Annotated in this window: 20 protein-coding genes and 1 pseudogene; 9 read left to right on the top strand and 12 right to left on the bottom strand. The window is 70.2% G+C overall.

Annotation, left to right across the window (positions count from 1 at the left end; genetic code table 11):
• Together FE633_RS48795 and FE633_RS32785 are read right to left on the bottom strand one after the other, a co-directional pair.
• A partial coding sequence (locus FE633_RS48795) for a coiled-coil domain-containing protein (RefSeq protein ID WP_246113942.1) occupies positions 1-1,396 on the bottom strand: 1,396 nt, incomplete at its 3' end.
• 92 nt (positions 1,397-1,488) lie between these two features.
• Positions 1,489-2,616, bottom strand: coding sequence for an alpha/beta hydrolase (locus tag FE633_RS32785; RefSeq protein WP_138048807.1), 1,128 nt, complete (start codon positions 2,614-2,616; stop codon positions 1,489-1,491).
• A gap of 240 nt (positions 2,617-2,856) precedes the next feature.
• Here FE633_RS32785 and FE633_RS32780 point away from each other — a divergent pair, with 240 nt between their 5' ends.
• The 6 genes from FE633_RS32780 (at position 2,857) to FE633_RS32755 (ending at position 8,057) form a co-directional block, all read left to right on the top strand.
• Positions 2,857-4,680 carry a phosphatidylglycerol lysyltransferase domain-containing protein gene (locus FE633_RS32780; protein ID WP_138048806.1) on the top strand — a complete coding sequence of 608 codons (1,824 nt, stop codon included), beginning with the start codon at positions 2,857-2,859 and terminating at the stop codon, positions 4,678-4,680.
• A 153-nt stretch (positions 4,681-4,833) separates the two neighbouring features.
• Complete coding sequence (folP, locus tag FE633_RS32775; RefSeq protein WP_138048805.1) at positions 4,834-5,712, top strand: dihydropteroate synthase; 879 nt, start codon at positions 4,834-4,836, stop codon at positions 5,710-5,712.
• A complete protein-coding gene (locus tag FE633_RS32770; RefSeq protein WP_138048803.1) occupies positions 5,709-6,269 on the top strand; it encodes a nuclear transport factor 2 family protein in 561 nt (186 codons plus the stop codon). Before folP ends, FE633_RS32770 begins: the two co-directional genes overlap by 4 nt.
• 235 nt (positions 6,270-6,504) lie before the next feature.
• Entirely contained in the window at positions 6,505-6,864 is a 360-nt protein-coding gene (gene folB / locus FE633_RS32765) for a dihydroneopterin aldolase (RefSeq protein WP_138048802.1), read from the top strand.
• Positions 6,861-7,472 carry a 2-amino-4-hydroxy-6-hydroxymethyldihydropteridine diphosphokinase gene (gene folK / locus FE633_RS32760; protein ID WP_138048801.1) on the top strand — a complete coding sequence of 204 codons (612 nt, stop codon included), beginning with the start codon at positions 6,861-6,863 and terminating at the stop codon, positions 7,470-7,472. The genes folB and folK overlap by 4 nt, the downstream gene beginning before the upstream one ends.
• 99 nt (positions 7,473-7,571) lie before the next feature.
• Positions 7,572-8,057, top strand: coding sequence for a DUF3180 domain-containing protein (locus FE633_RS32755; RefSeq protein ID WP_138048800.1), 486 nt, complete (start codon positions 7,572-7,574; stop codon positions 8,055-8,057).
• 63 nt (positions 8,058-8,120) lie between these two features.
• On the opposite strand, the gene folE is transcribed toward FE633_RS32755, so the two are convergent.
• The 6 genes from folE to dacB all read right to left on the bottom strand — a co-directional run bounded on the left by folE (position 8,121) and on the right by dacB (position 15,758).
• Positions 8,121-8,726 (bottom strand): GTP cyclohydrolase I FolE, encoded by a 606-nt coding sequence (folE, locus tag FE633_RS32750; protein WP_138048798.1) that lies wholly within the window; start codon positions 8,724-8,726, stop codon positions 8,121-8,123.
• A gap of 142 nt (positions 8,727-8,868) precedes the next feature.
• A complete protein-coding gene (gene ftsH, locus FE633_RS32745) occupies positions 8,869-10,902 on the bottom strand; it encodes an ATP-dependent zinc metalloprotease FtsH (protein WP_138048815.1) in 2,034 nt (677 codons plus the stop codon).
• A gap of 207 nt (positions 10,903-11,109) precedes the next feature.
• Positions 11,110-11,670: a hypoxanthine phosphoribosyltransferase gene (gene hpt / locus FE633_RS32740; RefSeq protein ID WP_119101437.1), complete on the bottom strand. Its 561-nt coding sequence runs from the start codon at positions 11,668-11,670 to the stop codon at positions 11,110-11,112.
• An 86-nt stretch (positions 11,671-11,756) separates the two neighbouring features.
• Complete coding sequence (tilS, locus tag FE633_RS32735) at positions 11,757-12,842, bottom strand: tRNA lysidine(34) synthetase TilS (RefSeq protein ID WP_138048797.1); 1,086 nt, start codon at positions 12,840-12,842, stop codon at positions 11,757-11,759.
• Positions 12,843-13,014: 172 nt separating this feature from the next.
• Positions 13,015-14,142, bottom strand: coding sequence for a zinc-dependent metalloprotease (locus tag FE633_RS32730; RefSeq protein ID WP_138048796.1), 1,128 nt, complete (start codon positions 14,140-14,142; stop codon positions 13,015-13,017).
• 62 nt (positions 14,143-14,204) lie between these two features.
• On the bottom strand, positions 14,205-15,758 hold the full coding sequence (dacB, locus tag FE633_RS32725) for a D-alanyl-D-alanine carboxypeptidase/D-alanyl-D-alanine endopeptidase (protein ID WP_138048795.1): 1,554 nt from the start codon (positions 15,756-15,758) through the stop codon (positions 14,205-14,207).
• Between the two features lie 79 nt (positions 15,759-15,837).
• Between dacB and FE633_RS32720 the strand changes: the two genes are divergently transcribed.
• Both FE633_RS32720 and FE633_RS32715 read left to right on the top strand, forming a co-directional pair.
• Complete coding sequence (locus tag FE633_RS32720; protein WP_119101441.1) at positions 15,838-16,332, top strand: inorganic diphosphatase; 495 nt, start codon at positions 15,838-15,840, stop codon at positions 16,330-16,332.
• Positions 16,333-16,502: 170 nt separating this feature from the next.
• Positions 16,503-18,140, top strand: a complete 1,638-nt coding sequence (locus FE633_RS32715) for a threonine/serine exporter family protein (RefSeq protein ID WP_138048794.1) — start codon at positions 16,503-16,505, stop codon at positions 18,138-18,140.
• A gap of 28 nt (positions 18,141-18,168) precedes the next feature.
• Here FE633_RS32715 and FE633_RS32710 read toward each other — a convergent pair whose 3' ends face one another.
• Together FE633_RS32710 and FE633_RS32705 are read right to left on the bottom strand one after the other, a co-directional pair.
• On the bottom strand, positions 18,169-19,179 hold the full coding sequence (locus tag FE633_RS32710; protein ID WP_138048793.1) for a DedA family protein: 1,011 nt from the start codon (positions 19,177-19,179) through the stop codon (positions 18,169-18,171).
• Positions 19,180-19,376: 197 nt separating this feature from the next.
• Positions 19,377-20,135 (bottom strand): MerR family transcriptional regulator, encoded by a 759-nt coding sequence (locus tag FE633_RS32705; RefSeq protein WP_138048792.1) that lies wholly within the window; start codon positions 20,133-20,135, stop codon positions 19,377-19,379.
• Positions 20,136-20,292: 157 nt separating this feature from the next.
• On the opposite strand from FE633_RS32705, the gene gad reads away from it, so the two are divergent.
• A complete protein-coding gene (gene gad / locus FE633_RS32700) occupies positions 20,293-21,699 on the top strand; it encodes a glutamate decarboxylase (RefSeq protein ID WP_138048791.1) in 1,407 nt (468 codons plus the stop codon).
• 28 nt (positions 21,700-21,727) lie between these two features.
• On the opposite strand, the pseudogene FE633_RS32695 reads toward gad, so the two are convergent.
• Both FE633_RS32695 and FE633_RS32690 read right to left on the bottom strand, forming a co-directional pair.
• A pseudogene (locus tag FE633_RS32695) lies at positions 21,728-21,898 on the bottom strand (ABC transporter permease); the annotation flags it as partial.
• An 89-nt stretch (positions 21,899-21,987) separates the two neighbouring features.
• Positions 21,988-22,629, bottom strand: a complete 642-nt coding sequence (locus FE633_RS32690) for a PadR family transcriptional regulator (RefSeq protein ID WP_138048790.1) — start codon at positions 22,627-22,629, stop codon at positions 21,988-21,990.
• Positions 22,630-22,682 lie beyond the last annotated feature (53 nt).

Genomic DNA, 22,682 nt, shown 5'->3' with positions numbered 1-22,682 from the left:
TCGGCTTGGGGGCGGGCTTCAGCTCGGCCGCGGCGGCGGGCGTGGCCGCGGCGGCCGGTGCGGCAGCGGTGGACGACGCGGGCGCCGTTTCGGGCGCGGTGGTCAGCGCGGACGGCCGTGCGGTCTCGTCGGCGTACGTGGGGGTGGGTGCGGTCGTGGCGGCCGCGCGCTCATGCCCGCCGACCGCCTCGGGCTTCCCCCGCGAATCACCCTCCTGCCCGGCCTCGCCCGTCGCGGGGGCGCTCTTACGGGAGCCGCCCTTCGGCGAACCGCCTCCTGTGGGCGCGCCCTTCCGGGCACCGTCCTTCACGGGGGCACCCTTGGGACGACCGCCCTTCGAGGGGCCGCCGTTCGGGAAATCGCCGTTGGTGGGGTTGCTCCGCACGGATGCGCCCGCCGCCGGGCCGCTCTGCGCTGAGCCCTCCGCCGCGGCGTCCTCCGCCGCGGACGAGTCATCCGCTTTCTCGGACTTCTCGGAAGCGTTGCTCTCCGAAGCGTCGCTCCCGGGACGGGCGCCTTCGGATTCAGAAGCGTCGCGGTCAAGGCCGTCGCTCTCCGGGCCGTCGCCTTCGAAAGCTTCGCTCTCAAGGCCGTCGTCCCCGGAAGCGTCGCTCTCAGGGCTGTCGCTCCCGGAAGCGTCGTTCTCAGGGCTGTCGCCCTCAGAAGCCTCGCCCTCCGAAGCGTCCTTCGCCGTAGCGTCCGACCAAGGCGCACCCTCCGCCAGGCGAGCGGCGCCCGCCTGGGCGAGCCGGTCCAGCGCCGCATTGGCCTTCGCGTAGAGAACCGAAGCCGCGGCACGGGCGGTCGGAACCGTCGCCTCGGGCGCGGCCGGGTCCGACGCCTCCGCCGCGACATGACGAAGACCCGGCTCCGTCCCGCCGGACTGCGCGGGCACCAGATCCCCTGAAGCCCCCGCGGGCAGCGCCGCGCGAGCCGGAGCCGAGGACTCTATGGCCAGCAGCCGGCGGCCCTCCAGCGCGCTGGCCCGCTCCGTCTCCGCCGTGGCGTACCGCCGCAGCAGCGCCGCGTGTTCGTTGCGCAGGCCCTGCAGCTCCGACCGCTTCGCGCGCAGCTTGTGTTCCAGCTTGGTGCGCAGCTCGCGCGACTCGTCGAGGTCGGTCTCGAGCTCGGCGACCCGCTCCTCGTGGCGCCACTCGTCACTCGCGCGCGCACGCGTGAGGTCCGCGACGCGCTTGCCCGCCGCCGTGTCCCAGCGACGCATGACGACCGCGCCCACGACGGCCGTGGCCGCGGCGCCCGCGGCCAGCCCTCGGAGCACCATCGGTTCCGAGAACAGCCAGGGCCCGACGGCACAGATCAAGGAGACGCCTGCGATCGCCGAGGGAGGCAGCAGCCGGTGCAGAGGTGGGGAATGGCGGTGACGTCCACGTGGCATGGCCAGAAACTTACCGCGCGTAGGCGAATCTTGGCGCCCCGCACGGTAAAAACACAGCCACCTCGGAGGCTTCACCCCGTCTCACGCCGTCGTCACCGGTCGCTGAGCCGCCCGCTCATCCACTGAAGCGTGGCCGGGATCTCGCGCCGCCAGGTGTTGAAGTTGTGACCGCCGCTGTCGAGGATGATCGACGAGATCCGCGTCGGCTTCTTCGCCTTCACCAGGTCGATGAACCGCAGCGTCTCCTTGTAGTTGCTCTCCCCCTGCTTGCTGGTGCTGACCAGCAGCGACGTGTCCGGCGCGGGCCTGTGCCTCAGGTACCACATCAGGTCGGCGCTGTTCTGCAGCTCCTTGTCCCCCTGGAAGAGATCGCCCGTCGTCGGGTCGATCGGCGCCCTGTAGTACGGCGAGAGGCCGGCCCCGGCGGCGTACGTCTCCGGGTGGTGGATCGCGAGCTTGAGCGCGCAGTAACCCCCCGTGGAGTCGCCGACGATGCCCCAGCTCCCCGGCTCCTTGCCGACCCTGTAGTGGGCCGATACGGCGTCGGGCAGATCCTTGGCGAAGAACGTCTCGGTCTGCGGACCACGCGGGACGTCCACGCACTCGGTGTCGCGCGGCGGCGCCACCGTCGGCCGCATCATGACCAGGATCATCGGCTGGGCCGCGGCGTTCTTGGCCAGCCGGTGGGCGGTCTGTGGATAGTGCAGGCCCTTGATGAGCGCCTCGGCCGTGCCCGGATAGCCGGTCAGGACGGTGACGGCCGGGAAGGTGCGGGTGCGGTACCGCGGCTGGAAGTACTCGGGCGGCAGGTAGACCAGCGCCGGAGTCGCGATGCGCGTCCGCCGGCCCACGATGTCGACCTTCTGTATCTGGCCGCCGACTCGCGGCCGCGCACCGCCCGTCACGTTCACCTGCCGCGTGTCGACGACCTGGAGCGGGCCGCCCGAGCCGCCGCCCGTGTCGTGGTCGACCACCACGCCCTGGCCCGACTCCTGGCCGAAGAGGTCGGCCCAGCTTGCGTAGAACCCGAAGGCCTGGTTGGCGCCTAGGCCGACCGACGCGAAGATCAGGACCTGGGTGGCCAGCAGCAGGCCGATCCGCCCTGACACGGCACGCCAGTTGCGGCGGGCGAGCCGCGGCCAGAACCACACCGTGCCGACGAACAGCAGCACCGCGAAGAGGAGTGCGAGTGCCAACACCTTGTCGCTCGTGAGACCCATGGACTGTTTCTGCCTGCGCTTTCCGTCCGAGGGCCGGGCCACCGCCGTTCCCGTCATCTGCGTCACGGCTCTTGCCCAGCGCTTTCCCTGCTTTTTGAAACGGCTTTCCGGAGCGGAGTGAACCGGGCGCCTCAAGACACCGTCCTAGAGGGCGCAATGTCGCCGGATGCCGGAAAGGCACCGGATTCAAGGTCTCTCGCAGAACCACGGGATGCGATGTCTGTCAGGATAGATGGCGAAATGTCGACTGAGGTTCCGGAACGGACTACGGGCCGACAGACAACGGGCCGACCGCGGCGCCTACTTCGGGGCCCACGCCCCGAGGCCGTCCCCGCCCTGGTCGCCAGGGCCTGCACACTGGTGGGACTCCTGGACGTCGCCGCGGGCGTCTTCCCGCGCTTCCGGCACAGCCGGATGCACACGCTCGCCGAGGTACTGCCCGGCGCACTGGGCCCGTTCGCCGCCGCCCTGTCACTCAGCGCGGGCGTCCTGCTGCTGCTCCTGGCCCACGGACTGCGCCGGCACAAGCGGCGGGCGTGGCGGGCGGCCGTGATCCTGCTTCCGGCCGGGGCCGTCGCGCAGTTCACCTACCGGCACTCGCTCGTCGGCGTCCTCATCTCGCTGGCGCTCCTCGTGCCGCTACTACGTCACCGGAGCGAGTTCGCGGCGTTGCCCGACCCGCGCAGCCGCTGGCGCGCGCTCACCAACTTCGTCCTCATGGGGGCCGGTTCCCTCCTCCTCGGGCTGGTCATCGTCAGCGTCCACACGAACCGGCTGGTGGGCGACCCGAGCCTCGCGGACCGCATCACCCATGTCGTGTACGGCCTGTTCGGCTTCGAGGGCCCGGTCGACTACCAGGGCAACACGTCCTGGACGGTGGCCTTCTCGCTCGGCGCGCTCGGCCTGCTGACCGCCGTCACCACGATCTACCTGGCCTTCCGCCCGGAACACCCGGCCGCGCGCCTCACCGAGGACGACGAGCTGCGGCTGCGGGCGCTGCTGGAGAAGCACGGCGGCCGCGACTCGCTCGGCCACTTCGCGCTGCGCCGCGACAAGGCGGTGGTCTTCTCGCCCAGCGGCAAGGCGGCGGTGACCTACCGCGTCGTGTCCGGGGTGATGCTCGCCAGCGGCGACCCGATCGGCGACGTCGAGGCCTGGCCCGGCGCGATCGAACGCTTCATGGACGAGGCGAAGGCCCACTCCTGGACGCCCGCCGTCATGGGCTGCTCCGAGACGGGCGGCGAGGTCTGGACGCGGGAAACCGGCCTCGGCGCCCTCGAACTGGGCGACGAGGCGGTGGTGGACGTCGCGGATTTCTCCCTGTCCGGGCGCGCGATGCGCAACGTACGCCAGATGGTGAAGCGCATCGAGCGGGCCGGCTACGAAACCCGGGTACGGCGCGTTCGTGACCTCGGCGACGCCGAGCTTGACCGGATACGGCGCGCCACGGAGGCCTGGCGCGGCACGGACAACGAGCGCGGCTTCTCCATGGCGCTCGGCCGCATCGGCGACCAGGCCGACGGGGACTGCCTGATCGCCACGGCCCACAAGTCCGACGCCGAACCGGGCCCGTACGGCGACTTGAAGGCCGTGCTCCACTTCGTCCCGTGGGGCTCGGACGGCGCCTCCCTGGATCTGATGCGCCGCGACCGCGCGGCCGACCCGGGCATGAACGAGCTGCTGATCGTGGCAGCGCTGCAGGCGGCACCCCGTCTGGGGGTGCGGCGGATCTCGCTCAACTTCGCGATGTTCCGCTCGGCCCTGGCACGCTGCGAGAAGATCGGCGCCGGCCCGGTGCTGCGCGCCTGGCGCGGCCTTCTGGTCTTCCTCTCCCGCTGGTTCCAGATCGAGTCGCTCTACAAGTTCAACGCGAAGTTCCGCCCCCGCTGGGAGCCCCGCTTCGTCGTGTACCGCTCCTCCCGTGACCTGCCGCGCATCGGCCTGGCGGCCATGCAGGCGGAAGGCTTTGTGAACCTCGCCATACCGCGCCTCCTGCGCCGCAGGACGGCACCACCGGCACCGTGCGCACACCGGATGACGGAAAGCGGCGTACGGGCGGCATAGACCGGCCTGAGCGAGGGCCGCTCACCCCCCGGGCCCTCGCTCAGGCCACACAGTCCGCAGTCCCGCCGGAGGGAACCCGCACCCGCTGTACAACCTGAACGCGCACCCCGCGTGGGCGAAACCGCCGAACCGCCGGAGGCCTAGGCTGGACGCATGAGCAAGAAGAGCGGGCGAGGCCAGGTGGCAGGTCTTCCGGTGTGGGACCGGTGCGCGGTCATGGGGGTGGTGAACGTGACTCCCGACTCCTTCTCGGACGGCGGCCGCTGGTTCGACACGACGGCCGCCGTCAAGCACGGCCTCGAGCTGGTCGCGGAGGGCGCGGACCTGGTCGACGTCGGCGGCGAGTCGACCCGCCCCGGCGCCACCCGTGTCGACGAGGCCGAGGAACTCAGGCGCGTCATCCCGGTCGTCCGCGGCCTCGCCTCCGAGGGCGTCGCCATCTCCGTCGACACGATGCGCGCGTCCGTGGCCGAACGGTCCCTCGCCGCGGGCGCCGTCCTCGTCAACGACGTCAGCGGCGGCCTGGCCGACCCCGAGATGATCCCGGTCGTCGCCTCCGCCGGCGCCCCCTTCGTGGTCATGCACTGGCGCGGCTTCCTGGAGGGGGGAAACATCCAGGGGACGTACGAGGACGTCGTCTCCGAAGTCGTCGACGAACTCCACGCGCGCGTGGAGGCCGTTCTGGCGGGCGGCATCGCCGCGGACCGCGTCGTCGTCGACCCGGGCCTCGGCTTCTCCAAGCAGGCCGAGCACGATCTGACCCTCCTCGCTCACCTCGACCGCCTCCGGGTCCTCGGCCACCCCGTGCTCGTCGCCGCGTCCCGCAAGCGGTTCCTCGGCCGCGTACTGGCGGGCCCCGAAGGCGCTCCGCCGCCCGCCCGGGAACGTGACGCCGCCACCGCCGCCGTCTCCGCACTCGCCGCCCACCAGGGCGCTTGGGCCGTCCGCGTACACGAGGTGCGCGCCACCGCCGACGCGGTCAGGGTCGCCCGGGCCGTGGAGGGCGCGCGGGCCGCAGAGGGAGCCCAGTGAGCACACCCCGCACCGACGTGGAAGAGGTCGTCCGGGCCAACACCGCCTTCTACGAGGCGATGGAACGCGGCGACTTCGAGGAGCTGTCGTCGCTGTGGCTGGCCCCCATGGACGTCGAGGGAGCCGAGCACACCGCGGCCCCCGCGGAGACAGCGGACACAGCGGTCCCTTCGGACACCGCGGACCCCGAGGAAGACACCGACAAGGGCGCCGAGGTCTCCTGCGTGCACCCCGGCTGGCCCGTCCTCACCGGCCGCGGCGAGGTCCTCCGCTCGTACGCGCTGATCATGGCGAACACCGAGTACATCCAGTTCTTCCTGACCGACGTCCATGTGTCCGTCATCTCCGACACCGCCCTGGTGACCTGCACCGAGAACATCCTCAGCGGGGGCCCCGCCCCGGAGGACAGCGACGAACTCGGGCCTCTCGTGGGCCAGCTCGTCGTCGCCACGAATGTGTTCCGCCGTACCTCCGACGGCTGGAAACTGTGGTCGCACCACGCCTCCCCGGTGCTGGCCGAATCCGGCGAGGAAGAGTCTGACGAGACGCCCTCCTGAGTGGGTAGGGGCCACGTAGTGGTTGGGATCACGGGCCCCTGGGTAGGGGCGGCTACCAGCCCGTGTGCTGTCGTGTTCCCCCAGGAAAACACCGGATGAAGCTTCCTGGCCCCGCCTGGGCCGAGCACCCGAGAGCGAGCATTGTCAGTGTCCGCAGGTAGATTCGAATGAGGCTGGTGTGCCGATCACACGTGGCAGTGACCCCCCGTTACCGACGATTGCAGGAGTGATTCGCGTGGATCGTGTCGCGCTGCGCGGCCTGAAGGCCCGCGGGCACCACGGTGTCTTCCCCAAGGAACGCGAAGAGGGACAGACCTTCATCGTGGATCTCACCCTGGGCCTGGACACCCGGCCGGCCGCGGCAGACGACGACCTGGCGAAGACCGTGCACTATGGCATCGTGGCGGAGGAGGTCGTGGCCGTCGTCGAGGGCGAACCCGTCGATCTCATCGAGACACTCGCCGAGCGCATCGCCCAGGCGTGTCTGAAGCACGACGGGGTCCAGCAGGTCGAGGTGTGCGTCCACAAGCCCGACGCGCCGATCAGCGTCCCCTTCGACGACGTGACCGTCACCATCACCCGGAGCCGAGTATGACTGCATCGTTCACCGAGGGTCAGAGCGACCCGACCGTACAGCCGGTGCCCGCCTCCGTCGTGGAGCAAGTGGACGCTGCCGACACGACCCTGCACAACCCGAAGCCGGCCGTGCTCTCCCTCGGTTCGAATCTCGGCAACCGGCTGGAGACCCTCCAGGGCGCCATCGACGCCCTGGAGGACACCCCCGGCGTACGGATCAAGGGTGTCTCTCCGGTGTACGAGACGGAGCCCTGGGGCGTGGAACCGGACAGCCAGCCGACGTACTTCAACGCGGTCGTCGTCCTGAAGACCACCCTCCCCCCGTCCTCCCTCCTGGAGCGGGCGCACGCGGTCGAGGAGGCCTTCCACCGCGTACGGAGTGAGCGCTGGGCACCCCGCACGATCGACGTGGACATCGTGGCGTACGCCGATATGGTCTCCGACGACCCCGAACTGACGCTCCCTCACCCCCACGCCCATGAGCGGGCCTTCGTTCTCGCCCCCTGGCACGACGTGGAGCCTGATGCCCAGCTCCCGGGCCGTGGCCCCGTGGCCCAACTCCTGGCCGCCGTCCCCCGAGAAGGTGTCGCGCCCCGCGCCGACCTGGAACTACGGCTGCCCGAGTAGTCGTTAAGGTCTACCGGACCATGGTTTCGGACGGACCGGAGAAGCCGGCGATCTCCTCAGTGATCCACCGGTGATCTCCGGCCGCGACGAAGGGGCATCGTGAAACAGCTGCGCATCAGGACGCTCGCCGGCGTCTTCGTCATCGCGGGCGTGCTGTCCTGGGCGGGCGCCCGTTTGTGGAACGCGGTGGGCACCCTGCCCCGGGTCCCCCTCGCCGCCCCCATCGTCCTGGCCCTGATCGCCGTCGTCCTCATGGCCACGGCGCTCTCCCTGCGCGCCCGCCTCAAGGCCCAGCGCGAGCGGCACCCCGGCGCCAGCGGCGTCGACCCGCTGGTCGCGGCCCGAGCGGTGGTCTTCGGTCAGGCCAGCGCCCTGGTCGCCGCCCTCGTCACCGGCATGTACGGCGGCACGGGCGTCTTCCTGCTGGAGTCCCTGGACGTCCCCGCCCGCCGCGATCAGGCCATCTACGCCGGCTTCTCGGTCCTGGCCGGCGTCGCCGTCATAGCGGCGGCCTTCTTCCTGGAGCGCGTCTGCAAACTCCCGGAGGACGACGACCACAACGGCGGCACAGCACCCGTGTCGTGACGACCACCGTTCCGCGGCGGCGTTCCTCGCGTTCCTCGCGTTCTCCGCGCCCCTCGCGTCGGGTCAGCGAGCCAGTATCAGGCTCATCGCCTCGGCACGGGTCGTGGAGTCCCGAAGCTGCCCCCGCACGGCCGAGGTCGTGGTCTTGGCGCCCGGCTTGCGGATGCCCCGCACGGACATGCACATGTGCTCGGCCTCGATGACAACGATCGCGCCACGCGCCTCCAGGATCCGCATCAAGGAGTCGGCGATCTGTGTGGTGAGTCGTTCCTGCACCTGCGGCCGGCGGGCGAACACCTCGACAAGCCGGGCCAGCTTGGACAGGCCGGTGATCTTGCCCGTGTCCGCCGGGATGTAGCCGACATGGGCGACACCGTGGAACGGCAGCAGGTGATGCTCACACAGGGACACGATCTCGATGTCCTTGACCAGGACCATCTCATCGTGTCCCAGGTCGAACGTCGTCGTCAGAACGTCCTCGGGCTCCTGCCGCATCCCGGCCAGAAGCTCCCGGTACGCCCGCGCCACCCGACCCGGTGTGTCGCGCAGCCCCTCCCGGTCCGGGTCCTCGCCGACCGCGATCAGAAGCTCTCGAACGGCATTCTCGGCACGCTTCTCGTCGAACTCACCGATCGTGCCCTCGCCGGCCAGCGTCACGGGGTCGGTCATCTGGTGCCTCGTTCCTGTGCTTCTCACGCGTACGCACCGCGCGTCTCACGTCCGGGCAATACAATGCCGCGCCCCCCAGGCTAGAACCTGGGGGGCGCGGCATTCATTCCGGGCCTGGTGAGGCGCCGAGGGGCCGACGGAGTCAGCTCTCGGGCCGCTCCTCCGGAGCCTTGTCGGTCACCGGCACGGCCTCCGCGGCGGCGTTCGCTGAGATCGCCGGCGTGGCACCGTTCGCCCCGTTCGTCAGCGACAGCTCCTTGGGGGAGAGCACCGGCGGGCGGGTGGACGGCGTGCGCCTGGAGGAGCCGGTCCACGCGGGGCGGGCCGGGCGCTTGACGATGGGAGCGAAGACCTCGGCGATCTGCTCCTTGCTCAGCGTCTCCTTCTCCAGCAGCTGGAGCACCAGCTGGTCGAGGACGTCGCGGTTCTCGACCAGGATTTCCCAGGCCTCGTTGTGCGCGTTCTCGATGAGCTTCTTGACCTCTTCGTCGACGAGCGCCGCGACCTCTTCCGAGTAGTCGCGCGGGTGCGACATCTCCCGGCCCAGGAAGGGCTCGGTGTTGTCGCCGCCGAACTTGATCGCGCCGAGACGCTCGGTCATGCCGTACTGCGTGACCATCGCGCGTGCGGTGGCCGTGGCCTTCTCGATGTCGTTCGCCGCGCCCGTGGTCGGGTCGTGGAAGACGAGCTCCTCGGCCGCGCGGCCGCCCAGCATGTACGCGAGCTGGTCGAGCATCTCGTTGCGCGTGGTCGAGTACTTGTCCTCGTCCGGGAGCACCATCGTGTAGCCGAGAGCACGGCCTCTGGAGAGGATCGTGATCTTGTGGACCGGATCGGAGTTCGGGGAGGCCGCCGCGACCAGGGCGTGACCGCCCTCGTGGTACGCGGTGATCTTCTTCTCCTTGTCCGACATGATCCGGGTCCGCTTCTGCGGGCCCGCGACCACACGGTCGATCGCCTCGTCCAGCATGTGGTTGTCGATCAGCTTCTTGTCGCTGCGGGCGGTCAGCAGCGCCGCCTCGTTCAGGACGTTGGAGAGATCGGCACCCGTGAAGCCCGGCGTGCGCCGCGCGACGGCCGACAGATCGACGTCCGGAGCGACCGGCTTGCCCTTCTGGTGGACCTTGAGGATCTCCAGACGGCCCTGCATGTCCGGGCGGTCGACCGCGATCTGGCGGTCGAAGCGGCCGGGGCGCAGGAGGGCCGGGTCGAGGATGTCGGGCCGGTTGGTGGCGGCGATGAGGATCACACCGCCCTTCACATCGAAGCCGTCCATCTCGACGAGCAGCTGGTTCAGCGTCTGCTCGCGCTCGTCGTGACCGCCGCCGAGTCCGGCACCGCGGTGACGGCCCACCGCGTCGATCTCGTCGACGAAGACGATCGCCGGAGCGTTCGCCTTGGCCTGCTCGAACAGGTCACGGACCCGGGAGGCACCGACACCGACGAACATCTCGACGAAGTCGGAACCGGAGATCGAGTAGAAGGGGACGCCGGCCTCGCCCGCGACAGCACGCGCGAGCAGCGTCTTACCCGTACCGGGCGGGCCGTACAGCAGTACGCCCTTGGGGATCTTCGCCCCGACGGCCTGGAACTTCGCCGGCTCCTGGAGGAACTCCTTGATCTCGTGGAGCTCCTCGACAGCCTCGTCCGAGCCCGCGACGTCCGAGAACGTCGTCTTCGGGGTGTCCTTGGTGATGAGCTTCGCCTTGGACTTCCCGAAGTTCATGACCCGGGAGCCGCCGCCCTGCATCTGGTTCATCAGGAACAGGAAGACGACGACGATCAGGACGAAGGGAAGCAGGGAGAGCAGGATGCCGACGAACGGGTTCTGCTTGGACGGCGAGACCGTGTAGCCGTCCGGGATCTGCTTGTCCTCGTACTTGTTCTGGAGAGTGTCGGCGAGGTTCTCGCCCTGGTTGTCGATGTAGCTCGCCTGGATCTTCGAGCTGCCTTCGACTTTCTCGCCGTCCTTGAGCTCGGCCTTGATGATCTGCTCGTCGCCGGTGGTCAGCTTGGCCGACTCGACCTTGTTGTCATTGATCGCCTGGACGACCTGGCCGGTGTCCACCGTCTTGTAGCCGCCGGACGAGCCGACGACCTGCATCAACACGACCACGGCAAGGACGGCCAGCACGATCCACATGACCGGCCCACGGAAGTATCGCTTCACGTCCATCCATACGGAGCGGTGCCGCCCCGTCCCTCCTGCCATAGTGAGTTTGATAAGACTGTTCTTTGGACGGTACCCCAGCATTGCCACCCGAAGCCGCACGGCCCGGCTGACAATCCCGTCCACGCATGCTCCAACGGCGTGGAACCCGCAAGGGTTCCCGGACCGTCCTCATGGGGTTGAGTGGGGTTCGCCACTGCCTACGAGAGTGCCTCAGCCACCGTAGACGTGAGGCGCGAGCGTACCGACGAACGGCAGATTCCGGTACTTCTCGGCGTAATCGAGACCGTAACCGACGACGAACTCGTTGGGGATGTCGAAGCCGACCCACTCCACGTCGATCGCGACCTTGGCGGCCTCCGGCTTGCGCAGCAGCGTGCACACCTTGAGGGACGCGGGCTCGCGGGAGCCGAGGTTGGAGATCAGCCAGGACAGCGTCAGACCGGAGTCGATGATGTCCTCGACGATCAGGACGTGCTTGCCCTTGATGTCGGTGTCGAGGTCCTTGAGGATCCGCACCACACCGGAGGACTGCGTGCCCGCGCCGTACGAGGACACGGCCATCCAGTCCATGGTGACGGGGGTGGCGAGCGCACGCGCGAGGTCCGCCATGACCATCACGGCGCCCTTGAGCACTCCGACGATCAACAGGTCCTTGCCCGCGTACTCCGCGTCGATCTTCGCGGCCAGCTCGGCCAGCTTCGCGTCGATCTCTTCCTTGGTGATGAGCACCGACTTGAGGTCGGTGCCCATGTCTTTCGCGTCCACCCGCATCACTTTCGGTCGTCCCGCTTTGATGACGGCCGCTCAGGCCCGCCCACGCCCCTCGTTCAGAGGGCCGCCGACTCCAGTGCCCGGATTCAGCCTTGCCGAATCACCAGTCTGCCACCCTGCCGCTGGGCGACGACCTTGCCCGGGAGATTGATGGCTCCCTGCCCTCGCCAGCCGGTGATCAGCCGGTCGACCTCTTCGATGTGCCGGGCGAACAGCGAACCGGCGGGCGCCCCGGCCTCGATGGCGGCTCGGCGCAGAATGCGGCGGCGCACAGCGGGCGGCAGGACGTACAGCTTGGCGCACTCCAGGAGGCCCGTGGCGTCGCGCACGGAGGCCTCGACCTGGCCGGCCCACGCGTCGAGGGCGTCGGCGTCGTCGCGGGACAACTGCGCCGTACGGGCGAGGGCTTCGACCACGCCCTTGCCGAGGGCCTTCTCCAGTGCGGGCAGGCCTTCGTGGCGCAGCCGCGACCTCGTATAGGCGGGGTCGGCGTTGTGCGGGTCGTCCCAGACGGGGAGCGACTGGACCATGCAGGCCTTGCGGGCGGTCTGCCGGTCGAGGTGCAGGAAGGGGCGGCGGTAACGGCCGCCGGTCCCTGAGACCGCGGCCATTCCGGACAGGGAGCGGATGCCGGAGCCGCGGGCGAGGCCCAGCAGGACGGTTTCGGCTTGGTCGTCGCGGGTGTGGCCGAGGAGGATCGCGGCGGCATCGTGGCGCTCGGCGGCGGAGTCGAGGGCGGCGTACCGCGCGTCGCGGGCGGCGGCCTCGGGTCCGCCTTCGCGGCCGACGGACACGGCGATGGACTCGACCGGTGCCAGGCCGAGTTCGGTGAGCCGTCCGACGACCTCTTCGGCGCGCAGGTCGGAGCCGGACTGCAGACCGTGGTCCACGGTGATGCCACCGGCGCGGAGGCCGAGTTTGGGGGCTTCGAAGGCGAGGGCGGAGGCGAGCGCCATGGAGTCGGCGCCGCCGGAGCACGCCACGAGCACGAGCGGCGCGGGTGGGGGTACGTGCCCGCTCGAGCGCGGTCGAGAGCTGGGGGGAAGCTCGTGCGGCGCGTCGACAGCGGCGGCTGTGCCGACGACAACGGGCGTCGTGAGGTCGCTGAGGATGTCGTGGAGGACGCGGCGCACCGCCAGGCGTATCGCCGCGACCGCAGGATGGGGACCCATGTCCGGTTCCCTTCATGAAGTTGTCGGGGGGTGAGCCCGAGATCGGTCACTCAGAGTGTGTAGATGGTGACAGAACCGGGCCGTTCCCCGAGCATCGCACGCCTACCCATCGCTCACGGTCCCTCGGACGGGTGATACCGGGGGCGTACACCTGCCGTCGGCCGGATTCATTTCACGACTCTGCCTTACGGTGCACCCGCGCGACCCAGTCCGCCGGTTTGGCGATCTCTGCCTTGGTCGGGAGCGTGTTCGGCGAGGTCCACACGCGGTTGAACCCGTCCATGCCCACCTGTTCCACCACCGCCCGTACGAAACGCTCCCCGTCCCGGTACTGGCGCAGCTTCGCGTCCAGGCCGAGCAGCTTGCGCAGTGCCAGGTCCAGACGGGAGGCCCCACGCGCACGGCGTTGCTGGAACTTCTCCCGGATCTCGGCGACAGACGGGACCACCTGCGGGCCCACGCCGTCCATCACGAAGTCCGCGTGACCCTCCAGGAGGGACATCACGGCGGTCAGCCGGCCGAGGATCTCCCGCTGGGCGGGCGTCTGGACGATCTCGACGATGGACCGCCCGCCGTCCTCCCCCTCCTCGCCCTCGGGGCGTCCGCCGGCGAGCGTCTGGGCGGCCTCCCGGATGCGCTCCAGGACCGTCATGGGGTCGACCTCGGTCTCCTCCAGGAAAGACTGGATTTCGCCCTCGAGGTGGTCGCGCAGCCAGGGCACCGCCGTGAACTGCGTCCGGTGCGTCTCCTCGTGCAGGCAGACCCAGAGCCTGAAGTCGTGCGGCTCGACGTCGAGTTCACGCTCGACGTGCACGATGTTCGGGGCGACCAGGAGCAGCCGGCCGCCGCCGTTCTCGCCCGCCGGGAGCTCACGGGTCGCCGGGGCGAAGGTCTCGTACTGCCCGAGGACCCGGGAGGCCAGGAACGACAGGAGCATGCCCAGCTCGACGCCGGTGACCTTGCCGCCGACGGCGCCGAGGACGGCTCCGCCGGGGGTGTTGCCGCGCCGCTCCTGCATCTTGTCCAGCAGCGGCTTGAGGATTTCCCGGAACCCGGCGACGTTCGCCCGGACCCAGCCGGGCCGGTCGACGACGAGTACGGGGGTGTCGTGGAGGTCCTCACCGCCCATCCGCGTGAAGCCGCGGACGTGCTCCTCCGATGCCTTGGCGTGCCGGCGCAGCTCCGCGACGACGGCCCGGGCGTCGTCCCGGCTCACGTCTGGACCCGGCCGCACGAGCCGGGTCGCGGTCGCCACCGCGAGATTCCAGTCGACCATCTCCGCACCACCGATGCTCGTCATAGGTCAACCGTACGTGAGCGCCGCCGCTGGGGGCAGGGAGTGAGGTTCCTGGGAGGGCGCTCTCAAGCGGCGCAACCGCAGCTCGCCAAGGCCGAAGCCGCGTTGTCCAGTGCCTTCTGGACGGCCGTCGGGTCCGTGGGCTGGTCCGACGACGTCAGGAAGGCGAAGGCCAGCAGGCGGCCGTCGCTGTCGACCACCGTGCCCGCCAGGGTGTGTACGCCCGTCAGGGTGCCCGTCTTGGCGCGTACGAGGCCGGTGCCGGGCTCGTCGGCGTAGCGGTTGCGGAGGGTGCCGGTGAAGCCCGCCACCGGGAGGCCGGTGAGGGCCGGGCGGAGTTCGGGGTGGCGGTGGTCGCCCGCCTTGGCCAGCAGCGCGGTGAGCAGGTCGGCGCTGAGCTTGTCGGCACGGTCCAGGCCGCTGCCGTCCGCGAACTCCGCGCCCTGCACGGGCAGGTCGAGCTTCTTCAGCTGCGTACCGATCGCCGTGGCGCCGCCTTCGAAGCTCGCCTGTTCGCCGGTGGCGAGCGCGGTCTGGCGGGCCAGGGCCTCGGCGATGTCGTTGTCGCTGTTGGTGAGCATCCGCTCGACGAGGCCGGCCAGGGACGGGGACTCGACGGTCGCGAGGGCCTTGGCGCGTCCGGTCGCCTTGGAGGGGCCGGGTGCCCCGGTCTTGATGCCGCGGTCGTGGAGGAGGTCCGCGAACGCGCGCGCCGCGTCGGCCGACGGGTCCTGGCTGCGCTCCGCGGGCCCGCTGGAGGAGTCGTCGAGACGCCCCTCGTCGACCATCAGGGCGCTGACCGGCGCGAGGTTGGAGTTGGGGCCGATGGGGTGCGTCGTCGGGCCCGCGTACAGCGTGGTGTCGTACGAGAGCGTCACCTCGTCCAGTTCGCGGTCCTTCAGCGCGCGGGCGGTGTCGTCGGCGAGCGTGCGCAGGCTCGCGTTGCCGTGCGCGTCCTCGCGGGCGGTCAGCGTGGGGTCGCCGCCGCCGACGAGGACGACCTCCTTGGTGTCGGGCTCGAGGACCGCGCGGGTGGAGATGCGATGGTCGGGGCCCGCGGCGTCGAGCACCGCGACGGCCGTGGCGATCTTCGTGGTGGAGGCCGGCGTCAGCGCCTGGTCCGCGCCCCTGCCGTACAGCCGCTTGCCGGTGGCCACGTCGACGACCGCGGCCGTACGCGCGGAGCCCAGTGACGCGTCGTCGAGCAACGGGTCCAGGACGTCGGAGAGGGCCTTCCCGGCGGGCGAGGGCGCGGAGCCGGCCCGGCCGCCGAGGCTCGCGAGCACCGCCGCGGCGCTGGGCGCGGGACGCGGCGCCTTCGGGAGCGAACCGGACGCGTTGCCGTGATCTGCGCCACCCGCGCGCTCGCGCGAGGCCGCCCAGTCGCGCTCCGCCGTACGCTGACCGGTGGAGTCCCAGGGGCCGACCGCGGTCGCCACGGTGGCCGCCAGGGCGAGACCGAGGGCGGCGGCACCCGTCGTGAACTGCACGGTTGTCGGCCGTGCGATCCACGGCTTCACGGTTTCCACGGCCCGCACCAGCCCTGGCCGCACGGCGCGCGTGACCCGCACCACATGCGGTCTCACGGTCCGCCAAGCCTTCAGCTCTGGCACGGCCATCAGCCCCTTTCGCGATCACACACCTGCGTGAGGGACACTTAACCACCAGACCTATGTGTTGATCATGGAGGAGCCACCGGTGGAGTTCGACGTCACGATCGAGATTCCGAAGGGTTCGCGCAACAAGTACGAGGTGGACCACGAGACCGGTCGGATCCGCCTGGACCGTCGACTCTTCACCTCGACCAGCTACCCGGCCGACTACGGCTTCGTCGAGAACACGCTCGGCGAGGACGGCGACCCGCTGGACGCCCTGGTCATCCTGGACGAGCCGACCTTCCCCGGCTGCCTCATCCAGTGCCGCGCGATCGGCATGTTCCGCATGACCGACGAGGCCGGCGGCGACGACAAGCTGCTGTGCGTCCCGGCGCACGACCCGCGCGTGGAGCACCTGCGGGACATCCACCACGTGTCCGAGTTCGACCGCCTGGAGATCCAGCACTTCTTCGAGGTCTACAAGGACCTCGAGCCGGGCAAGTCCGTCGAGGGCGCCAACTGGGTGGGCCGCACGGACGCCGAGGCCGAGATCGAGCGTTCCTACAAGCGCTTCAAGGAGCAGGGCGGTCACCACTGACAGCCGGTTCCCGAACGGGCTGCACGACCCCGACGGGGGGCGGGCAGCCCGTTCGTATGTCAGTGCGCATACTGAGAAGCCGATGGGCACGGCAACCATCAGTTGAGCAACGAGGACGGTGAGCAACCAGGTCCGCGAGAGCGGCACCGGTTTGGGTGCAGAGGGGTGCAGTGACGGAGCCGGAGGCGGAAGACCGCAAGCCGCAGTCCGACGAGGCGAGGAGTGCTTTCGCAGCACCGCCCGGCGTGGCCTCGGCGTTGGAGGACGAGTCGCAGACGACGTCGGAGTTCGCCATTCCGCAAGGGCTGGCGCCGCCGGAGTCGCCGTCCGCGGAGCAGGAGGGGTCGGCGTTCAGCACTCCCCGGACGTACCGGGGCGCCCCCGCCTTCACCCCGCCGACCGGCATCCCCGTGGTCAGACTGACCAAGGAGGTGCCCTGGCAGGACCGGATGCGCACGATGCTGCGCATGCCGGTGGCCGAACGGCCGGTGGCCGAGCCCATCCAGCGGACCGAGGAGGACGGCGGCCCGGCCGTCCCGCGCGTGCTCGACCTGACGCTGCGTATCGGCGAGCTGCTGCTCGCGGGCGGGGAGGGCGCCGAGGACGTGGAGGCGGCGATGTTCGCCGTCTGCCGTGCGTACGGCCTCGACCGCTGCGAGCCGAACGTCACCTTCACGCTGCTGGCCATCTCGTACCAGCCGTCCCTGGTGGACGATCCGGTCACGGCGTCGCGGACGGTACGCCGCCGGGGCACCGACTACACACGGCTCGCGGCCGTGTTCCAGCTCGTCGACGACATCAGTGACGACGAGACCGAGGTGTCCCTGGAGGAGGCCTACCGGCGGCTCGCGGAGATACGCCGCAACCGGCACCCGTACCCCGGCTGGGTGCTGACCGGCGCCGCGGGGCTGCTCGCGGGCGCGGCCTCGGTGCTCGTCGGCGGTGACGCCATCGTGTTCGTGGCCGCCGCGCTCGGCGCGATGCTCGGCGACCGGCTCGCGTGGCTGTTCGCAGGGCGCGGGCTGCCCGAGTTCTACCAGTTCACGGTGGCCGCGATGCCTCCGGCCGCGATCGGCATCACGCTCACGCTGGCCCACGTCGACGTGAACTCATCCGCGGTGATCACCGGTGGGCTCTTCGCGCTGCTGCCGGGGCGGGCGCTGGTCGCGAGCGTCCAGGACGGCCTGACCGGCTTCTACATCACCGCGGCGGCGCGCCTGCTGGAGGTCATGTACTTCTACGTGGGCATCGTCACCGGGGTTCTGCTGGCCCTGTACTTCGGCGTGAAGCTGGGCGCGGAGCTCACCCCGGACGCCGCGTTGAGCAGCTCCGAGCCCGTGTGGGGAATCGTCGCGTCGATGCTGCTGTCGCTGGCGTTCGCGGTGCTGCTCCAGCAGGAACGGTCCACCGTGCTGCTGGTGACCCTCAACGGCGGCGTGGCCTGGTCGGTGTACGGCGCCATGCACTACTCGGGCGAGCTCTCGCCGGTCGCCTCCACGGCCGTCGCGGCGGGCGTGGTGGGCCTGTTCGGCCAGCTCCTGTCCCGCTACCGGTTCGCGTCCGCCCTGCCGTACACGACGGCCGCGATCGGGCCGCTGCTGCCCGGTTCGGCCACGTACTTCGGGCTGCTGTCCATCGCCGAGAGCGACGTCAACGCCGGGCTGGTCTCCCTGTCCAAGGCCGCCGCCCTCGCGATGGCCATCGCCATCGGCGTGAACCTCGGCTCGGAGATCTCCCGCTTGTTCCTGCGGGTGCCGGGCGCCAGTACGGCGGGCCGCCGCGCGGCCAAGCGGACGCGCGGCTTCTAGGGAGCGAAGGGGCGAGGCGAGCGGGAGCTCAGCTCTGCGGGTAGTCCTGGCCGTAGGGATAGCCCTGGCCCTGCGGGTACTGCTGCGGCTGCCGCTGCCCCTGGGGGTACTGCCCGTCCTGCGGGTACTGCTGCCCCTGCGGGTACTGCTGCCCCTGCGGGTACTGCTGGCCCTCGGGGTACTGGGCGCCGTAAGACTGGCCCTGCTGGTGGCCATGGTTCTGATCCGAGCCGTAAGGCTGCTGCCGCGGCTGTTGCTGCTGCTGGGGGCGGGCCTGACCCTGATGGCCGTACGCCTGGTCCTGGCCCTGATGGCCGTACCCATGGTCCTGGCCGCCCTGCTGCATCGGCGGTACACGCCGCAGCTGGGTCGTCGCGTCGTCCATGGCCGGCGCCGCGGGAGCCTCCGGCGGGTCCGCCTTCGACCTGCCGCGTGCCCGCAGGAACTCGATGACGATCGGCAGGACGGACAGGAGGACGATCAGGATGAGGATCGGCTCGATGTTCTTCTTCACGAAGTCGATCTGACCCAGCCAGGAACCGAGCAGGGTGACGCCCGCGCCCCAGAGGATGCCGCCGATGATGTTGAACGTGAGGAACGAGCGGTACCGCATGCCGCTGACGCCGGCGATGATCGGCGTGAACGTCCGCACGATGGGCACGAAGCGGGCCAGGACAAGGGACTTGGGCCCGTACTTCTCGAAGAACTCGTGCGCCTTGACCACGTTCTCCTGTTTGAACAGGCGGGAGTCCGGGCGCTTGAAGAGTGCCGGCCCGACCTTCTTGCCGAACATGTAGCCCGCCTGGTCGCCGAGGATCGCGGCGATACAGATCAGGACGATGGCCGCCCACAGCGGGAAGTCCAGCTGGTCCGACGTGATCAGCAGACCCGCCGTGAACAGCAGCGAGTCACCCGGCAGGAAGAAGCCGATGAGCAGGCCCGACTCGGCGAAGACGATGAGGAGCAGTCCCCAGATCCCGAACGTGTCGAGCAGGTAGTCCGGATCCAACCAGCTTGGTCCGAGGGCAAGCGTCGTCACGGTTCCGGGCTCCTGAGGGGGTGAAGGAAGAGCAGGCGGTTCTGCTTCGGGCGACCAAAGCTATCAACGCAGGGCGTCTTCGCCAGGTTCCGCCGACCCTTCCAAGCCCCACTGTGCGCCAACTGCGAGCAACCTGTGAAGTCCCGGCGGGGTGCCGGCCGGCCCGGGAGTGCCCCCGTGCCCCGGGCCGGCCGCTACTACGCGTGCCGCGCGGCGTTCGCCACGATCGCGTCCCTGAGGTGCTCCGCGAGCCCCGACCGCATCGAGTCGTAGAACGCCTTGAAACGCTCGTCGGAGACGTACATCTCGCCGAGGCAGGTGTGCATCTCGTACGGGCACTCGTAGAACCACTGGTTGATGTGCTGCCGGTGCTCCTCGGCCAGGTCCATGGCCGCCTCGCCGTTCGGCGGCTCTTCGGCGTCCATCAGGGCGCCGTAGCGCTCGCCCCAGGCGTTGACCTCGGCCTGCATGCGCTTCCAGTCGTCCTTGGTGTAGCGGGCGGTGCGGCGCTGTGACTCGGCGTACGCCTCCGTGCCGCCCCAGCGCTGCTCAGCCTCCTCGGCGTACTGCTCCGGATCCTTGTCCCCGAAGACCTCGAACTTCTCCTCGGGTGTGAGATTGATGCCCATCTTGCGTGCCTCCATGGCGTGCTCCACGGCCGCCGCCATCTTCTGCAGCCTCTCGATCCGGGCGGTCAGCAACTCGTGCTGGCGGCGCAGGTGCGCGCGCGGGTCCGCTTCCGGGTCGTCGAGCAGGGCGGCGACCTCGTCGAGCGGGAAGCCGAGCTCTCGGTAGAACAGGATCTGCTGCAGCCGGTCGAGGTCGGCGTCGCTGTAACGCCGGTGGCCCGCGTAGCTGCGCTCGCTGGGCACGAGCAGCCCGATCTCGTCGTAGTGGTGCAGTGTGCGCACCGTGATCCCGGCGAAACCGGCGGTCTGTCCCACGGAGTGGCTCATCGCCTCCGCTCCCTCCTTTTTCGGTACGCGTCTCAGGCTGAGCCCTCACGTCACGTGAGGTGCAAGCCCGAATCCACCGGGCGCTATGCCGCTTTTACTCGGCTTTGACGAGTTCGTGGACCACCATGGAGGCCCGACCCGACCGACCGGAGGCACCATGCCGCTCCACACCGGCCCCGCCAAGCCCGCCGGGCGCCCCTCGACCGTCAACCCCTTCTACGGGGAGGCCAATCCGGTCAGCGGCATGACCGAGGCCCCGCCCCAGCATCGGCTGCCGGAGGGACCGCTGCCGCCGGCCACGGCGTACCAACTCGTCCATGACGAGCTGATGCTGGACGGGAACTCCCGTCTGAACCTCGCCACCTTCGTCACCACCTGGATGGAACCGCAGGCCGGCGTGCTGATGGCGGAGTGCCGGGACAAGAACATGATCGACAAGGACGAGTATCCACGGACCGCCGAGCTGGAGCGGCGCTGCGTGGCGATGCTCGCCGACCTGTGGAACGCGCCGGATCCGGCCGCCGCCGTGGGCTGCTCGACGACGGGTTCGAGCGAGGCGTGCATGCTCGCCGGCATGGCGCTCAAGCGCCGCTGGGCCCAGCGGAACGCCGACCGGTATCCCGGGGCCCGTCCGAACCTCGTCATGGGCGTCAACGTCCAGGTCTGCTGGGAGAAGTTCTGCGCCTTCTGGGAGGTCGAGATGCGCCAAGTGCCCATGGAGGGCGACCGGTTCCACCTCGACCCGCAGGCCGCCGCCGACCTGTGCGACGAGAACACCATCGGGGTCGTCGGCATCCTGGGGTCCACCTTCGACGGGTCTTACGAGCCGATCGACGAACTGTGCGCGGCACTGGACGAGTTGCAGGAACGAACGGGGCTCGACATCCCCGTCCATGTCGACGGCGCGTCCGGCGCGATGGTCGCGCCCTTCCTCGACGAACACCTGCGATGGGACTTCCGACTGCCGCGCGTGGCCTCCATCAACACCTCGGGGCACAAGTACGGGCTCGTGTACCCGGGTGTCGGGTGGGCGCTGTGGCGGTCGGCCGCCGAGCTGCCCGAGGAGCTGGTCTTCCGGGTGAACTACCTGGGCGGCGACATGCCGACGTTCGCGCTCAACTTCTCGCGGCCGGGCGCCCAGGTCGTCGCGCAGTACTACACCTTCCTCCGCCTGGGCCGTGCGGGCTTCGAGGCGGTCCAGCGGACGACACGGGACGTGGCCATGGGGCTCGCCAAGCGCGTGGCGGCGCTCGGGGACTTCCGGCTCCTCACCCGGGGCGACGAGCTGCCGGTCTTCGCCTTCACGACGGCGACCGATGTGAGCGCGTACGACGTCTTCGACGTGTCCCGGAGGATGCGCGAGCGCGGCTGGCTCGTGCCGGCCTACACCTTCCCGCCGCACCGCGAGGACCTCTCCGTGCTGCGTGTGGTGTGCCGCAACGGCTTCTCGTCGGACCTCGCCGAGCTGTTCGTCGAGGACCTGGAGCGGCTGCTGCCCGAACTGCGCCGTCAGCCGGGGCCATCGACGCACGACAAAGGGGCGGCGACCGGCTTCCATCACTGAGCCGGTCGCGCCCCACCGCCCCTCGCGGCTACTTGCTCAGCGCCGCGAACCTCCGTACCGCCAGCGGGAAGAACACCGCGACCAGGGCGAGCGGCCACGCCACCGCCAGCAGCTCGGCGTGCTCGGCCGCCCAGGACGTGCTCACCGCGCCGCCCTTGTTGCCGAACAGCTCACGCATCGCGGTGGCCGTCGCCGACAAGGATTAGTCAAACTTGATTAACGAGGAGTCGAGTCGAGTCGCGCCGCCCATCGACACGGCCCAGCCGGCACAGCCCATCCGGCTCCGCCTCAGCGCGCGTCTCCCGGATGCGGCTCCCCCGTCGCGTACGGGTTCTCCTCGTCCCCCTTGAGCACGCCCACGAACGGCTCTCCCTCGCCCGCGAACGTGTACGCCCCGCCCCTGATCCGCTCGATCAGCCCGCGGGTCCACTCGGCGCCGGTGTCGGCCGAGTGGACCCAGTAGTTCATGATCTCGCCGATGTGGCCGAGCTGTTCCGGGCCGTCCTCGGGCGTGTAGTACTCGGTGACGGACTTGCGCCACTGCTCGATGGTGCGCACCCGCTCCTCGAGAAGTTCGAGGACCTCCTCGCGAGGCAGGTCGACCATGAAGCCCAGCGAGGCCGTGAGCATGTCCGGCCGCTGGTCGTACGAGGCCAGCGACCCCCGCAGGACTGCGAGGAACTCCTCGGTGCCCTTCTCCGTGACCTCGTACTCGGTGCGCGGCGGCCCACCGGCCGTGGAGGGCGCGATCTCGTGCGCGTGCAGCAGGCCCTGCTTGGCCATCTGCTTGAGCGCGTGGTAGATCGAGCCCGGCTTGGCGTTGGACCACTCGTGCGCGCCCCAGTACTCCAGGTCGTTGCGCACCTGATAACCGTGGGCCCGGCCGTGCTGGCGGACGGCACCCAGGACGAGGAGGCGGATCGCTGACATGCGCTCAGCGTAGAACTCCGCCGCCCGGCTACCGAGCGCCACCTCGGCTCGGG

Origin of the sequence: Streptomyces montanus, from assembly GCF_005786655.1 — a bacterium.
Taxonomy (GTDB): Bacteria; Actinomycetota; Actinomycetes; order Streptomycetales; family Streptomycetaceae; genus Streptomyces; species Streptomyces sporangiiformans.
This window is presented reverse-complemented; position numbering and strand designations above follow the sequence as displayed.